Here is a 13,345-nt window from a genome sequence, read left to right on the forward strand (position 1 = left end):
GGTCAGTCGGTCCTCTCGGAGGTCTCGGGGGTCTCGGGAACGACGCTCTCGGAGGGCTTCGGAGCGCCCTGCGTCGAGGGGGTGGCGGGCAGCAGGCGTGCGGAGAAGCAGAGGGCGGCCGTGAGGGCGAGCAGCGCCCCGACGAGCGCGGTCTCCGGCCCGCTCGCGGTCCAGACGGCGCCGAACGCGACGGCGGCTCCGAGCCGGGCGAGGGCCTGCGCGGTCTGGACGACCGCGAGGCCGCTCGCCTGCCGGCCCTCGGTCAGGAAGGGGCCTGCCAGGGCCATCAGGACGCCGTCGGTGGCGGCGTAGAAGACACCGAGCAGGAGGAGGACGCCGAGGAGGACCACCGGGTCGGGCAGCGGGGCCAGGAGCAGTCCGTAGGCGAGGAGCAGGGCCCCGTGCCCGTACAGGAGGGGTCCTCGCCGCCCGGTCCGGTCGGCGAGGCGTCCGACGGGGACGGCGAGCAGCAGATAGACGGCGGCCGCGCCGAGCGGCAGGAACGGGAACCAGGTCGGGTCGAACGCGAGCCGCCGCTGGAGCAGCAGGTACAGGAAGGAGTCGCCGACGGTGGCGGCGCCGAGGAGTCCGGCGCAGAGCACGATCCGCCGGTACGCGGGCGAGCGCAGTCCGGCGAGGAGCCCGCCACGCGCGCGTGGCACCGCCGGGGCGGTGCGTGTCTTCCCGTCCTCCCGTGCCCGCCCGGGGACGAGGAGCACCCACAGCAGGACGCCGAAGGCCCCGACGCAGAAACTGACGGCGAAGACGGCATCGTACGCGTCGGCCGTCGCCCACAGCAGCGCGAAGGCGGCCAGGGGGCCGAGGAGGGCGCCGGTGGTGTCCATGGCGCGGTGGGTGCCGAAGGCGCGGCCCAGGTCCTCGGGCGGGCTGTGCAGCGTGATGAGGGCGTCGCGCGGTGCGGTGCGGACGCCCTTGCCCAGCCGGTCGGCGGCGAGGGCTGTCGCGATCCAGCCGGTCGCGCCGCCCGCGAGGAGGAGGCCGAGCCGGGAGCAGGCGGAGAGGGCGTAGCCGAGTCCGCCGACCTGTTTGTGGCGGCCGCCGCGGTCGGCGGTGGCGCCGCCGAGGAGCCGTACGAGCGCGGTGGCTCCGGTCGAGAGGCCGTCGAGCAGCCCGAACTGGAGCGGGGAGAGGCCGAGTCCGAGGACCAGGTAGAGCGGCAGGACTGCGGTCACCATCTCCGAGGAGACGTCGGTGACCAGGCTGACCGCGCCGAGGGCGAGGACGGTGCCGGGGACGCGCCGCCGGACCCCCGAGGGGGCGGGCGGCGCGTCGCGGCGACCGGTGGTCGCGAGGTACATCAGTGGCAGGTGTAGGTCGGGCCGGAGTCCTTCACCTGGTTGTCGGTGCCGACGTACTGCCAGGTGTAGGTGGTGTCGGTGAGGTCCAGCTTCAGGACGCCGTACGGACCGCTGATCCGCTTCTGGCTGTTCGGCTGGACCGTCTCGATGTCGTAGGGCTCGGCGCCGCCCATGCCGCCCACGATCTCGACGATGCCGTCGGCGGTGGCGCGCCCGTTGGGGTCCTGCGGGGCGAAGCGCTCGTAGTGGTGGTCGTGTCCGTTGAGCACCAGGTCGGCCTTGGCGTTGTAGAGGATCTGCCAGACCGGCTTGGAGACGGGGTCGTTGCCGTGGCCGCCGGAGGAGTACAGCGGGTGGTGGAAGTAGGCGGCGACGCAGCCCTTGGTGTTCCGCGCGAGGTCGTCCTTGAGCCACTGGATCTGTGCGGCGTCGTCGAAGGAGTTGGAGTCGAGGGCGACGAAGTGCCAGTTGCCCTGGTCGTAGCTGTAGTAGGACTTGCCCTGCGGGTAGGCGATCGAGCCGAAGTACGACTTGTATCCGGCGAGCGGGCCGGCCGGGTCGTAGGTCTCGTGGTTGCCGGGCACGGGGCGGGTCTTGGCCTTGAAGGCGCCCCAGGACTTGTCGTAGTAGTTCTTGAAGTCGGAGAGCAGGGCGTCGTCGTACTGGTTGTCGCCCATCGTCAGATAGAAGGACGGCGCGATCCGCTGGGCCAGTGCGGCCGTCTTGGGGTGGGCGCAGGAGCTGCTGGAGGCCGTGCACTGGGCGGCGATGTCACCGGCCGCGACGACGGTGAAGGAGCCGGTGGGCGGCTCCGTGGTGCCGGTGGTGCCGTAGACCTCCACCGAGAAGAGCGAGTAGCCGTACGAGGTGCCGCGGGCGGTCCCGTACACGCGGAGGTAGCGGCCCTGGCCGGTGAGTCCGGTCCAGTCGTCCGTGGCGCCGTTCCCCGCGGTCTCGTTGGCGAGGCGGGTCCAGGTGGTGCCGTCGGTGGAGATCTCGACGCGGTAGGCCTTGGCGTAGGCGGCCTCCCAGACGAGCTTGACGCGGGAGACGGTGGCCGAGGGGCCGAGGTCGACGCGGATCCACTGGGGGTCGACGCCTTCGGCGCTTGCCCAGCGGGTGGTGGAGACGCCGTCGAAGGCCTTCTCCGGGCCGAAGGTATCGTCCTCGACGGAGGAGGACGTGGCCGGTCGGCCCTGCGAGATCAGGACGTCGGCGGCGGCGCCGGCCCGGTCCGGAAGGGCGAGGAGGAGCCCGCCGACGAGCAGCAGCACGGCGGCGAGGACGAAGGGGAGAGGGGTGGTGGTGCGGCGTGGTGGGGCGGAGGCGTTCAGGCGCATACCTGGGCTCCCTGGCCTGGGGGGTCGGCGAGAGCTGGACACCGGTGCGGCGCACCACGGACCGGCCGCGCGGCGCGGGCCGGGGCGCCCGTGCCGTGGGTACGGACACGGGCGACCGGCCGGGTGGCGATTCGGGGCGCCACACGGCGGGGTGGTGCTCGGCGGCCGGGTCAGAGCTCTCACTGAGCGCGTCACGCCCCTTGGGGTGGGGCGCCGCGCCAAGCCGCTGCCGGGATGCTAGCCGATAGGAAGGTTTCCTACCAGACCCTCAACTCATGGCCGTCCCCTGCGACTTCAGGGGGCTTCAGGGACTTCAGAGGCTGATGTGGTACGCCTTGCGCAGGGTCTCGTGCACGGTCCAGGTCGTCTTGTCGCCCTCGCGCAGCACGCAGGCGTCGCCGGGCCCGATCTCCAGGGTGGCCCCGCCCTCGACGGCGACGGTCGCCCGGCCGGAGACCACCACGAACAGCTCGTTGGCCTCGGTGTCGGTGACGACGCCGGGCGTGATCTGCCAGATGCCGCGCAGCTGCTTGCCGTCGGCAGACTCCCACAGCACCTTGCCCGTCACCTCGGGCGTGCCGGAGACGATCTGGGCGGGGTCGAGAGGCTCCGCCTCAAGCTCCGCGTCGGGGATGTGCACGGCGAAGGAGGGCTGGTCATGTGTCGTCATGGGCGGTGACTGTAGCGGGGGTCCGGGGCCGCCCCGAGGCCGGGACCGGCTGGACGGAACCCCTCCGCTTCGCCTCCCACCAGGCGCGATGCCCGGATCCCGGCGCGACGACGAAATCCGCACGACCCCATCGACACAGCGCCGGACGGGTGGCGCGCCGGGCGCGGACGACCGCGCCGGGCACCCCGTGACGGATTCCGAAGGCGCCTTCCACGGATTCCGCAGGAGCCCCCCACCGTGTGGCTGGAGCTCGCCAACGAGGTTTGCGGGGCACGTGGTCGCGCCAGGAATGGGACATGTCCACACAGGTGTCCGAAGAGGTACGCGAAGCGCTCCACGAGGGGCGTCCCGTCGTCGCGCTGGAGTCGACGATCATCGCCCACGGTCTGCCGCGCCCGCGCAACCTGGCCGTGGCCCTGGAGCTGGAGGAGCTGGTCCGGGCCGGCGGCGCCGTCCCCGCCACGATCGCCGTGGTCGACGGCACGGCCAGGGTCGGCCTCGACCGGGCGGCCCTGACCCGGATCGCCGAGGACCCGGCCGTGCGGAAGCTGGGGCACCGCGACCTGGCTCCCGCCCTGGCGACCGGGGCGACCGGGGCGACGACGGTCTCGGCGACGGCCTGGCTCGCGGACGCGGCCGGCATACGGGTATTCGCGACCGGCGGCCTCGGCGGCGTGCACCGCGCCTGGACCGAGACGCAGGACGAGTCCGCCGACCTGCGACTGCTCGCCCGGGTCGGGATCACCGTCGTGTGCGCAGGGGTCAAGTCGATCCTCGACGTGCCCGCGACTCTTCAGCGCCTGGAGACGCTGGGGGTGACGGTCGTGGGGTACGGCACGGAGCACTTCCCCGGCTTCTACCTCGCCTCCTCGGGCGAGCCCGTCGACTGGACGCTGCGGACCCCGGAGGAGGTGGCCGGGGTGATACGGGCGCAGGACCGGCTCGGCGGGCCACGGGCCGCGCTGATCGTGGCCAACCCGGTGCCGTCGGCGCAGCAGTTGGATCCCGCACTGCACGACCGGGTCCTCGCGGGTGGTCTGGCGGCGGCGAAGGAGAAGGGGATTTCGGGGCAGGCGGTGACGCCCTTCCTGCTCGAATATCTGACGGTGCACACGGAAGGGGCGTCCCTGGAGGCCAACCTGGCGGCGGTACGGGGCAATGTGCGGCTCGCGGCGAGGATCGCGGGGGCGTACGGCGCGGGGAGGTCCGGAGCGGAGACGTCCGGAGCGGGCGGCCGGTGAGCCGGGCGGCGGGTGCGCTGCTCGTCGTCGGCGACGTGGTCACGGATGTCGTCGCCCGGCACCGGACCCCGCTGGCCCCCGCCACGGACACGGCGGCGGAGATCCGGACCCTCCCGGGCGGCGCCGGGGCCAACGCGGCCTGCTGGGCGGCGCGTTCCGGCTGCGACGAGGTGCGGCTCCTCGGCCGGGTGGGTACGGACGCGGCCGACTGGCACGAGCGGGCGCTGCGGCGCGCGGGCGTGCGCCCGTTGCTCGTCCCGGACGCGGAGGCGGCGACGGCCACCGTGATCGCACTCGTGGACTCCTCGGCGGAGCGCACCTTCCTGACCGACAGCGGCGCCGCCCTGCGCCTCTCCCCCGGCGACTGGTCGGCCGGCCTGCTCGACGGCGTGGCCCGGCTGCATCTCTCCGGGTATCTGTTCTTCGCCGCGCCGAGCCGCGAGACGGCCCGGCTGGCGCTGCGGGACGCACGGGAGGCGGGGGTCCCGGTGAGCGTGGACCCGGCCTCGGCGGGGTTCCTGGCGGAGCTGGGAGTGGACAGGTTCCTGGCGGCGACGGACGGCGCCGAGGTTCTGCTGCCCAACGCCGACGAGGCCCGGTCGCTCACCGGGCGCGCCGAACCGGAGGTGGCGGCGGCCGAGTTGAGCCGCCGCTTCCCGCTGGTCGTGGTCACCCTCGGGGCGGCGGGCGCCCTGGTCGCCGAGGACGGCGCGGTCACCGCGCGGGTGGCGGCGCCTCCGGTGCGGCCGGTGGACTCGACCGGCGCGGGCGACGCGTTCACCGGCGCCTTCCTGGCGGCCCGGCTCGCGGGCGCGGACCCGGCGAAGGCCGCCGAGGCGGGCTGCCGGGCGGGCGCGGAGGCGGTCACCGTGGTGGGCGGCAGACCTCCGGAGGGGCTGACGGGCGACTGACGGGGGCGGGCCGCGAGCCCTCCCCTAGGGGAGGTCCCCCGTCCAGGCCGGGTGGCGCGGGTCGTCGGCGCGTACGACGACGTCGGCGGTCCCGCCGGGGTCGACCTCCGTCTCGTACCGGACGAACGCGGGGAGCGTCCAGACCTCCTCGGTGCGCCGGGCGAGGGCGGCGGCCGAGAGCCGCAGGTGCACGGTGAGGTCGAAGGGGAACCAGTGGCCGAGCAGGAAGGGCCCGTGCAGCACGAGCACCGCGCCGGGCGGCAGCGTCACGTAAGGGCTACGGGTCGCACGGTCCGTCACCGGGTCCCACAGGTCGGGCAGCACGCGCCCGGTGCCACCGGGCTCCAGCGGTCCGAAGACCTCCCGCCACAGCGCCCCGGTGTCGGTCCACCCGCTGTAGTACGAGTCCGGGTCCTGCTTCCCGTACTCGTACCGCAGCGACGCGGGCCGCAGGAAGCCGCCGGTCCCCGCGACGAGGACGGAGCGCCCGCGTGTCCGCAGTGCCTCGGCAAGCAGTTCGGCGAACTCGCCGCCGGGCGCGGCGGGCGGCCCGTCGACGGCGACCTTGAGCCAGCCGCTCCCATCGGCCGAAGCGGACCCGTCGAGCCGCCGGGCGAGCGCCTCCGCCAGCCGTTCCCAGGTGATCGCCTCGTATCGCATCCCGCTCATCCCACTCGACCCCCGTCTCCCGACCATCCTGCCCGCATGTCCGGCGGCCCGTCGTCGCCGGGGCCGCACAGGGGCACCCCGAACCGGTCCGCCAGGGCCCGTGCGGTGGCGAGGGGTTCCGCCCAGTCGACCTCCTGCCACTGGGCCAGCGGGTGCGGCCGTTCCGCCGGGCCGGGGAGGACGGCGCCGAGCAGCAGGATCCAGCCCCAGGTGTCCCCGTCCCACTCCAGTTCCAGGGCGACGGGCGGACGGGGCAGCGCCGATGCCTGCCTGGAGAGCGCGTCCACGTCCTGGCGCGGCAGCGACACGAGACGGTCGGCCAGGATCTCCTCCCGCACCGCGACGAGAGCGACGCAGTCGTTCAGGTCAGGCCGGGGGAGAACGCCTGCCTCCCAGATCTCGCGGACCGCCGGCAACCGGCGCCGCCGGATCACGAGGCCGTCCACACGTTCGCGGGTCTCCCACGGCAGGGCCGGCCACAGTTCATGCGCCAGTTCGTACACCACGGCTTGACCTTGTCACTGGCGTCACTGTTTGACCATCGGATTCATGGACACCACCACACCCACCAGGGTCGTCGTCGTCACCGGTGCGGGCACCGGCATCGGCCGGGCCGCCGCCCGCTCCTTCGCGCGGCAGGGGGCGACGGTCCTCGCCGTCGGCCGCAGGGCGGAGCCACTGCGGGAGACCGCCGAAGGGCATCCCGGGATCCACCCGTTCGTCGCGGACATCACGGCGGACGGCGCGGCCGAGGAGATCGTGCGCGCCGCCGTGACCGGCCACGGCCGACTGGACGTGCTCGTCAACAATGCCGGGATCTCCCTCGGCGGCCCGCTCGGCACCCTCGACCGTTCCGTGATCGACCCGCTCCTGGAGACCAACCTCGTCGCTCCGGTCCTCCTCACCCAGGCCGCCCTCCCCGCGCTCCGGGAGTCGCGTGGCGTCGTGGTGAACGTGACGACGACGATCGGTCAGCGCGGCTGGCCGGCCAACTCCGTCTATCCGGCGACCAAGAGCGCCCTGGAGACACTGACCCGCTGCTGGGCGGTGGAGCTCGCGCCCGACGGTGTCCGGGTGGTGGCGGTCGCCCCCGGCCCGATCGAGACCCCGATCGCGAATCACATGGGACTCTCCCCCGAGCAGCTGAAGGCCTTGCGGGCCTGGCAGCTCGCGCACGTTCCGCTGGGCCGGATCGGCCGTCCCGAGGAGGTCGCCTGGGCGATCACCTCGCTCGCGGCGCCCGACGCCTCGTTCCTGACCGGCACCGTCCTGCCCGTCGACGGGGGTGCGCTGGTCGCGTGATACGACTGAGCGAGGAGGTGGCGTCCTTGCGCATCGGTGAACTGGCCCGGCGGACCGGGGTGTCGCCGCGCGCCCTGCGCCACTACGAGACGGCGGGGCTGATCGCGTCGGAGCGCGCGGCCAACGGATACCGGGTGTACGGCGAGGACGCCGTGACGCGGGTGTCGAACATCCGGTATCTCCTGGACGCCGGCCTCACCCTGGACGACGTGTCCGCGTTCCGGTCCTGCCTGGACGGCGACGTGCCCTCGGCCCCGCCGTCCGCCCGCGGCCTGGAGATCGCCCGCGAGCGGCTGGCCGTGCTCGACGCGCGGATCGCGGCGCAGACCGAGGCCCGGGACCGGCTGGCGCGAAGCCTGGGCGTGGTGTCGGACCGGGGCTGACGCCCGGGATGAGCCGATGCGCCGGGATGGGCCGATGCGCCGGGATGGACTGGTTCCGGGGTCCGGCTACGACTGGGCGGCCCGCACGGGCCGTTCCAGCACCGCGCGCCCCGACTGGACCGCCTCGGCGAGCGTCGACTCCCCGCCCGCGAGGGCCCGGCAGGTCGCCGTGTCGGTCCTCAGCCGGACGTCCGCCACCTCCGCCGTACCGGCGCCGTACACCCCGTCCCCGTACGACACGGCTCCGTCGCCCCCGATCCGTACGTGGAACTCGCCCTCGTCCAGGGTCACCTGGACGACCCCCTCGCCCAGTTCGGCGAGTGCCCCGAGGAGCGGGATCGCGTACCAGTGCGCGCGGACGGCGTCGGTGGGCCGCGGCTCGCCCAGGTCGGACGCCCCCCAGGCAGCAAGTGTGCGCAGCACGGGCAGCAGCTCGCGTCCACGCGGGGTGAGCTCGTACACGAACGCCGAGGCGGGAGGCGGCAGTCGGCGGCGGGTGACCAGCTCGGCGCTCTCCATGTCCTTGAGGCGGCCGGCGAGCATGTCGGTGCTGACACCCGGGAGGTCGGCGTGGAGGTCGGTGTAGCGGCGCGGCCCGGCGAGGAGTTCGCGGACGACGAGCAGGGTCCAGCGGTCGCCGACGAGGTCGAGGGCGCGCGCGGCGGCGCAGTGCTGGTCGTAGCTGCGGCGGCGTGGCTGACGTGGCATGCGACGCAGTCTAGACATGTTGTTGGACTTTCCAAGCTCGAACTTGGTAAAACCAAGCAACACTGATTCCGGGGACTTGGGGAGGTCGGACATGGAGTTCCGGCAGTCGAGCAAGCTGAGCGAGGTCTGCTACGAGATCCGGGGCCCGGTCATCGAGCACGCCAACGCGCTGGAGGAGGCGGGCCACAGCGTCCTGCGCCTCAACACCGGCAATCCGGCGCTCTTCGGCTTCGAGGCGCCCGAGGAGATCGTCCAGGACATGATTCGGATGCTCCCCAAGGCCCATGGCTACACCGACTCGCGCGGCATCCTCTCCGCCCGGCGCGCGGTCGCCCAGCGCTACCAGTCCATGGGCGTGCCGGAGGTGGACGTCGACGACATCTTCCTCGGCAACGGTGTGTCCGAGCTGATCTCGATGGCCGTCCAGGCCCTCCTGGAGGACGGCGACGAGGTCCTCGTACCCTCCCCGGACTACCCGCTGTGGACGGCGGTGACCACGCTCGCGGGCGGCAAGCCCGTGCACTACCTGTGCGACGAGTCCGCCGACTGGTACCCGGACCTCGACGACATGGCGTCGAGGATCACCGACCGCACCAAGGCCATCGTCGTCATCAACCCCAACAACCCCACCGGCGCGGTCTATCCGAAGCAGATCGTCGAGGGCATCCTCGATCTCGCCCGCCGTCACCACCTGATGGTCTTCGCCGACGAGATCTACGACCAGATCGTCTACGACGAGGCCGTCCACTACCCGGCCGCCTCCCTCGCCCCCGACGTGGTCGTGCTCACCTTCGGCGGGCTTTCCAAGACGTACCGGGTGGCGGGTTTCCGCTCCGGCTGGCTGGTCGTCAGCGGTCCGAAGCAGCACGCCAGGAACTACCTGGAGGGCCTCACCATGCTGGCCTCCATGCGGCTCTGCCCCAACGCCCCCGCCCAGTACGCCATCCAGGCCGCGCTCGGCGGCCGGCAGTCGATCCACGAGCTGACCGCCCCCGGAGGCCGGCTGCGCGAACAGCGCGACCGGGCCTGGGAGAAGCTCAACGAGATCCCGGGCGTCTCCTGTGTGAAGCCGAAGGGGGCGCTGTACGCCTTCCCGCGCCTCGACCCCGCCGTGCACAGGATCCACGACGACGAGAAGTTCGTCCTCGACCTGCTCCTGCGGGAGAAGATCCAGGTCGTCCAGGGCACCGGATTCAACTGGCCCCGCCCGGACCACTTCCGCATCCTGACCCTGCCGTACGCCGACGACCTCGACGCCGCGATCAGCCGCATCGGCCGCTTCCTCAGCGGCTACCGGCAGTGAGCGGGCGACCGTGACGTGACACCCCCTCAACTGTCATGATCTGAGAGCCTGAAGATCCTTCGGGCCGACGGACAGGACGACGGACGGGGGGGCGCCGGTCATGGATGTGGCGCTGATAGCGGTGGCGGGAACCCTGTTGGGCGTCATCGCGACGCACTGGTTCCAGGGGCGGGCCACCGAGCGCACCGCCTCGCTGGCCCGGACCGAACAGCTCCGCCAGGAGCGGATCGCGACCTACAGCGCCTACGCGGGCGCGGTCGTCGACTACCGGCACAGCCAGAACGACCGCTGGTTCCGAGCGCACGAGGGGCCGGGGTCGGAGGAGGCCGAGGAGTCCCGCCACGCCTCCTACCGTCAGCGCACCGCCGCCCGCCAGGCCCTTTTCCGCGTGCAGTTGGTCTGCGACGACCCGCAGGTCCGACGACTGGCCGAGGCCGCGTTCGAGCAGACCCACTGCATGCACGATGCGGAGGGAGAGGTCGAGCGCGCCCGCCGCTCGGCGGAGGCGAAGGAAGCGCTCGCCGTGTTCATCGCCGCCGCCGCGCCCGGCGTGCGCTGAACGGAGGTGCGGACATGGATCTCGTCGCGCCCGTGGTCGTCGAGCCGCTCAAGCGCCGCCGCTGCTCCGAGTGCCGACAGGGCCCCCTCGAACGGATGATCGTCGAGTTCAACGCCCCGGTCTGTCTGGACTGCGCCGACCTCGGGCATCTCGTCTTCCTGCGCCGGGGCGACACGGCGCTCACCCGCCGGGCCCGCGAGGGAAGCACGCTCTGGGCCGTGGTCGTACGCCACAACAGGCGCCGCACCCGCTACGAGCGTCAGGGCCTGCTCGTCGAGGAGGAGGCACTCGCCGAGGCGGAGCTGTCCTGCCTGGCGGACGCGGAGGCTCGGGCCAGGCGCCGGGCGAGGGACGCTGTACGGCGCGCGGCCCTCGACGTGGAGATCACCGAGGTCCTCCGGGCGGAGGTCCTGCGACTCTTCCCGTCCATCCCGGCGGACCGGGCCACGGAGATCGCCGTCCACGCCTCCGCGAAGGGCAGTGGACGGGTGGGGCGCACGGCGGCCGGCCGCTCGCTCGACCGAGGCGCCGTCACGGCGGCCGTGCGCGCCTCCGTGCGCCATGTCGACACGCCGTACGACACCTTGCTGATGCAGGGGGTTCCTCGGCACCAGGCCCGGACGAGGGTCGCTCCCGCCATCGAGGCGGTGCTCCGGGCCTGGCATCGCGGTGGCGAGAGCGCCCTCGGCCGGGGACGCGGCTGACGGCTCGGGTGTCAGCGCGCGTCGGCCGGACCGCGTGGTCGGGACCCTCAGGCCTGGTCTCCGGCGCGGCGCGCGCGACGGTACAGCAGGGCTCCGCCGAGCAGCAGCGCCGCGCTCGCGGCGGACGTGTAACCGATGCTCTCCGAACCGGTGGAGGCCAGCGCGACCGTGCTCGTCTCACCCTGCGGCTTGGGCGCCGGGGCGGCAGGCTTCTCCGTCTCGGTCTCGGTCTGCGGGACCGGCACGTTCCGGACGGGGGTCTGCGGGCGCGGCGTCGGCGTCTCGATCGGCTGCTCGGGCTTCGAGGGGCCGTTGACCGAGGTGTTGCCGAAGACCGGGTTGAGGATGCCCACCACGTTGACCGAGTTCCCGCTGACGTTCACCGGGAGGTCGATGGGCAGCTGCAGGCCGTTCCCGGAGAGGACGCCGGGAGATCCCGCGACGTGGGTCTCGGCGGTGGACCCGCCGCCGTTGGACGAGCCGCCGCCGGAGGAGCCGCCGCCGTGCTGACCGCCGGCCTGCTCTCCGCCGCGCGGGGTGCCGGGCTCGTCCTTGTGGGACCCGCCGCCGTCCTCCGAGCCGTAGCCGTCGGGCTCCTTCTCGGCGGAGTGGTTGGAACAGCGGTTGCCGAAGGCCGGGTTGAGCAGGCCGACGACGCTGACCGTGTTGCCGCAGACGTTGACCGGCACGTGCACCGGCAGCTGAACCGTGTTGCCGGAGCCGACGCCCGGCGAGCCGACCGCGGCGCCCTGTGCGCCGGAGTCGGCGTGCGCGGCGCCTGCCGACAGGGCGAGCGCCCCACCCGTGACCAACAGTGTGGCCAGACCACTTCGGCGAATCTGCCTCATGGCTTCCTGCCTTCCGGAGGTGTGCGGGCAAGTGCCCGTACCGGAATCAACGCGACAAACGCACGTGCCGGATCCGGCCGTTGACGGGTTTCACTCCATCGAGTGGGCCCCGTTCGAGTGTCGGTCAGCGCCCCAGAAGGTCGGTGAGGGCTCCCACCGGGTCGTGATCGGGGGTGCCGCGCGGCCACCAGTCCTCGCGTCCGGCGTCCGACTCGTAGCCGTACCAGAGGCCGTCCCGGCCGAGGCGGAGCTGCAGGGACTCGGTGGAGAGCCGATTGCGCCAGGGACGGAAGACGGGGAAATCGGCGGCGAGCAGCGCGGGCCGGGCCCGGTCGAACGGACCCGCGGGCGGATCCCACGGCTCTTCGAGTACGGCGAGACCGGCGGCGCCGCCCTGACGCCAGGCGGCGACGGCCCGGGCGAGGTCCGTGGGGGTCCGGTCGAGCGCGTACGCCAGGTCGCGGTAGAGGGCCCGGGTCGAGGCCGTGAGCCCGGAACCGGGGTGTGCGGCGGCCAGCCGGACGGCGTCCTGCCACGGGCTGAGCGCGGCGACCGGGTCGTGCCCGGTGGCGAGGAACGCGTGGGCGCGGGCGGCGGCTTCGGAGGCGAGGAGGTCGAGGGCGAGCGGGTCGGGGGCGTCGGGGTCGGGCGGGAAGACGGCGGGGCGACCGGGGCGGTCCGGAAGCGGCAGCGGAGGAGGCAGCGGCAGCCCCGCCCGCTCCGTCGCGGCGAACACGGCACGGGCGGGGACGGTGGGCATCGAGGGTGCGGCAGCGGTCGTCTCGGCGGCGGACAGGGCCGCGTTGCGCCGGGTGAGCTCGGCGAGCAGCTCCTGCTCCCCGCGGCCGCGCATCAGGAAGAGGACGAACGGGTCCTCGTCGAGGAGCCGGGCGGCCTGGTAGCAGAGGGCGGCGGCGTGCTTGCAGGGGTAACCGTCGTCCGGGCAGGAGCAGTCGGGGACGAGGTCGCCCGGCGCGGGCAGCAGTCCTGTGACCGCCTCCAGGGCGTGCGGCACGTCCTTGTCGAGCAGGGCGGCGATGTGGTCGGGGCGGGCGGTGGCCTCGTCGAGGAACCGCTCCCAGCCGTCGTCGCCGAGGGTCCGCATCCTGATCTCGGTGCGGTACGGGCGGGGCCGGCTGCCGTGGACGTAGGCGACGACCCGGCCGGGAGTGACGGTGATCGCGTCGACATGCCCGCGTCGGGCGTACGCCTTGCCGCGGGCGAGACGGGCCGCGTCGAGGGCCGCGTCCTCCAGTGCCTCCACCCAGGCGTTCCCCCACCAGGTGGCGGCGAACCGACCGTCGGGGGCCTCGCGGGGCGCGACCTGCGGGAAGCTGCGGCGGCGGTCGTCGTGGCGGGGGGCTGCGCCGCGGGCGCCCCGTGGCATG

15 protein-coding genes are annotated in these 13,345 nt (G+C 73.6%); 7 read left to right on the top strand and 8 right to left on the bottom strand.

Annotated features, from left to right (window positions below; translation table 11 throughout):
- Nucleotides 1-2: 2 nt before the first annotated feature.
- From OG514_RS03265 to OG514_RS03275, 3 genes are all read right to left on the bottom strand, one after another.
- Nucleotides 3-1,319, bottom strand: coding sequence for an MFS transporter (locus OG514_RS03265; protein WP_266890631.1), 1,317 nt, complete (start codon nt 1,317-1,319; stop codon nt 3-5).
- Nucleotides 1,319-2,659 (bottom strand): discoidin domain-containing protein, encoded by a 1,341-nt coding sequence (locus OG514_RS03270; RefSeq protein WP_266890632.1) that lies wholly within the window; start codon nt 2,657-2,659, stop codon nt 1,319-1,321. The genes OG514_RS03265 and OG514_RS03270 overlap by 1 nt, the downstream gene beginning before the upstream one ends.
- A gap of 313 nt (nt 2,660-2,972) precedes the next feature.
- Nucleotides 2,973-3,329 carry a cupin domain-containing protein gene (locus tag OG514_RS03275; RefSeq protein ID WP_266890633.1) on the bottom strand — a complete coding sequence of 119 codons (357 nt, stop codon included), beginning with the start codon at nt 3,327-3,329 and terminating at the stop codon, nt 2,973-2,975.
- 296 nt (nt 3,330-3,625) lie between these two features.
- On the opposite strand from OG514_RS03275, the gene OG514_RS03280 reads away from it, so the two are divergent.
- Together OG514_RS03280 and OG514_RS03285 are read left to right on the top strand one after the other, a co-directional pair.
- Entirely contained in the window at nt 3,626-4,570 is a 945-nt protein-coding gene (locus OG514_RS03280; protein WP_266890635.1) for a pseudouridine-5'-phosphate glycosidase, read from the top strand.
- Nucleotides 4,567-5,481 carry a carbohydrate kinase family protein gene (locus tag OG514_RS03285; RefSeq protein WP_266890637.1) on the top strand — a complete coding sequence of 305 codons (915 nt, stop codon included), beginning with the start codon at nt 4,567-4,569 and terminating at the stop codon, nt 5,479-5,481. Before OG514_RS03280 ends, OG514_RS03285 begins: the two co-directional genes overlap by 4 nt.
- A 24-nt stretch (nt 5,482-5,505) precedes the next feature.
- On the opposite strand, the gene OG514_RS03290 is transcribed toward OG514_RS03285, so the two are convergent.
- Together OG514_RS03290 and OG514_RS03295 are read right to left on the bottom strand one after the other, a co-directional pair.
- Nucleotides 5,506-6,141, bottom strand: a complete 636-nt coding sequence (locus tag OG514_RS03290) for a uridine kinase (RefSeq protein ID WP_266900733.1) — start codon at nt 6,139-6,141, stop codon at nt 5,506-5,508.
- Between the two features lie 5 nt (nt 6,142-6,146).
- Nucleotides 6,147-6,656 (bottom strand): hypothetical protein, encoded by a 510-nt coding sequence (locus OG514_RS03295; RefSeq protein ID WP_266890639.1) that lies wholly within the window; start codon nt 6,654-6,656, stop codon nt 6,147-6,149.
- A 43-nt stretch (nt 6,657-6,699) separates the two neighbouring features.
- Between OG514_RS03295 and OG514_RS03300 the strand changes: the two genes are divergently transcribed.
- Nucleotides 6,700-7,452, top strand: a complete 753-nt coding sequence (locus OG514_RS03300; RefSeq protein WP_266890641.1) for an SDR family NAD(P)-dependent oxidoreductase — start codon at nt 6,700-6,702, stop codon at nt 7,450-7,452.
- 26 nt (nt 7,453-7,478) lie between these two features.
- Nucleotides 7,479-7,835, top strand: a complete 357-nt coding sequence (locus OG514_RS03305) for a MerR family transcriptional regulator (RefSeq protein ID WP_266900734.1) — start codon at nt 7,479-7,481, stop codon at nt 7,833-7,835.
- A 66-nt stretch (nt 7,836-7,901) separates the two neighbouring features.
- Here the strand turns inward: OG514_RS03305 and OG514_RS03310 are convergent, their stop codons facing one another.
- A complete protein-coding gene (locus OG514_RS03310; RefSeq protein ID WP_266890643.1) occupies nt 7,902-8,543 on the bottom strand; it encodes a helix-turn-helix domain-containing protein in 642 nt (213 codons plus the stop codon).
- Between the two features lie 91 nt (nt 8,544-8,634).
- On the opposite strand from OG514_RS03310, the gene OG514_RS03315 reads away from it, so the two are divergent.
- The 3 genes from OG514_RS03315 (at nt 8,635) to OG514_RS03325 (ending at nt 11,109) form a co-directional block, all read left to right on the top strand.
- Nucleotides 8,635-9,846, top strand: coding sequence for a pyridoxal phosphate-dependent aminotransferase (locus OG514_RS03315; protein WP_266890645.1), 1,212 nt, complete (start codon nt 8,635-8,637; stop codon nt 9,844-9,846).
- A gap of 100 nt (nt 9,847-9,946) precedes the next feature.
- Nucleotides 9,947-10,405: a hypothetical protein gene (locus OG514_RS03320; protein WP_266890647.1), complete on the top strand. Its 459-nt coding sequence runs from the start codon at nt 9,947-9,949 to the stop codon at nt 10,403-10,405.
- Between the two features lie 14 nt (nt 10,406-10,419).
- On the top strand, nt 10,420-11,109 hold the full coding sequence (locus tag OG514_RS03325; RefSeq protein WP_266890649.1) for a DUF2293 domain-containing protein: 690 nt from the start codon (nt 10,420-10,422) through the stop codon (nt 11,107-11,109).
- A gap of 47 nt (nt 11,110-11,156) precedes the next feature.
- On the opposite strand, the gene OG514_RS39320 is transcribed toward OG514_RS03325, so the two are convergent.
- Both OG514_RS39320 and OG514_RS03340 read right to left on the bottom strand, forming a co-directional pair.
- Complete coding sequence (locus OG514_RS39320; protein ID WP_323181468.1) at nt 11,157-11,957, bottom strand: chaplin family protein; 801 nt, start codon at nt 11,955-11,957, stop codon at nt 11,157-11,159.
- A 124-nt stretch (nt 11,958-12,081) separates the two neighbouring features.
- Nucleotides 12,082-13,344, bottom strand: a complete 1,263-nt coding sequence (locus tag OG514_RS03340; protein ID WP_266900735.1) for an SWIM zinc finger family protein — start codon at nt 13,342-13,344, stop codon at nt 12,082-12,084.
- Nucleotide 13,345 lies beyond the last annotated feature (1 nt).

The organism is Streptomyces sp. NBC_00572, from assembly GCF_026341815.1.
GTDB lineage: Bacteria > Actinomycetota > Actinomycetes > Streptomycetales > Streptomycetaceae > Streptomyces.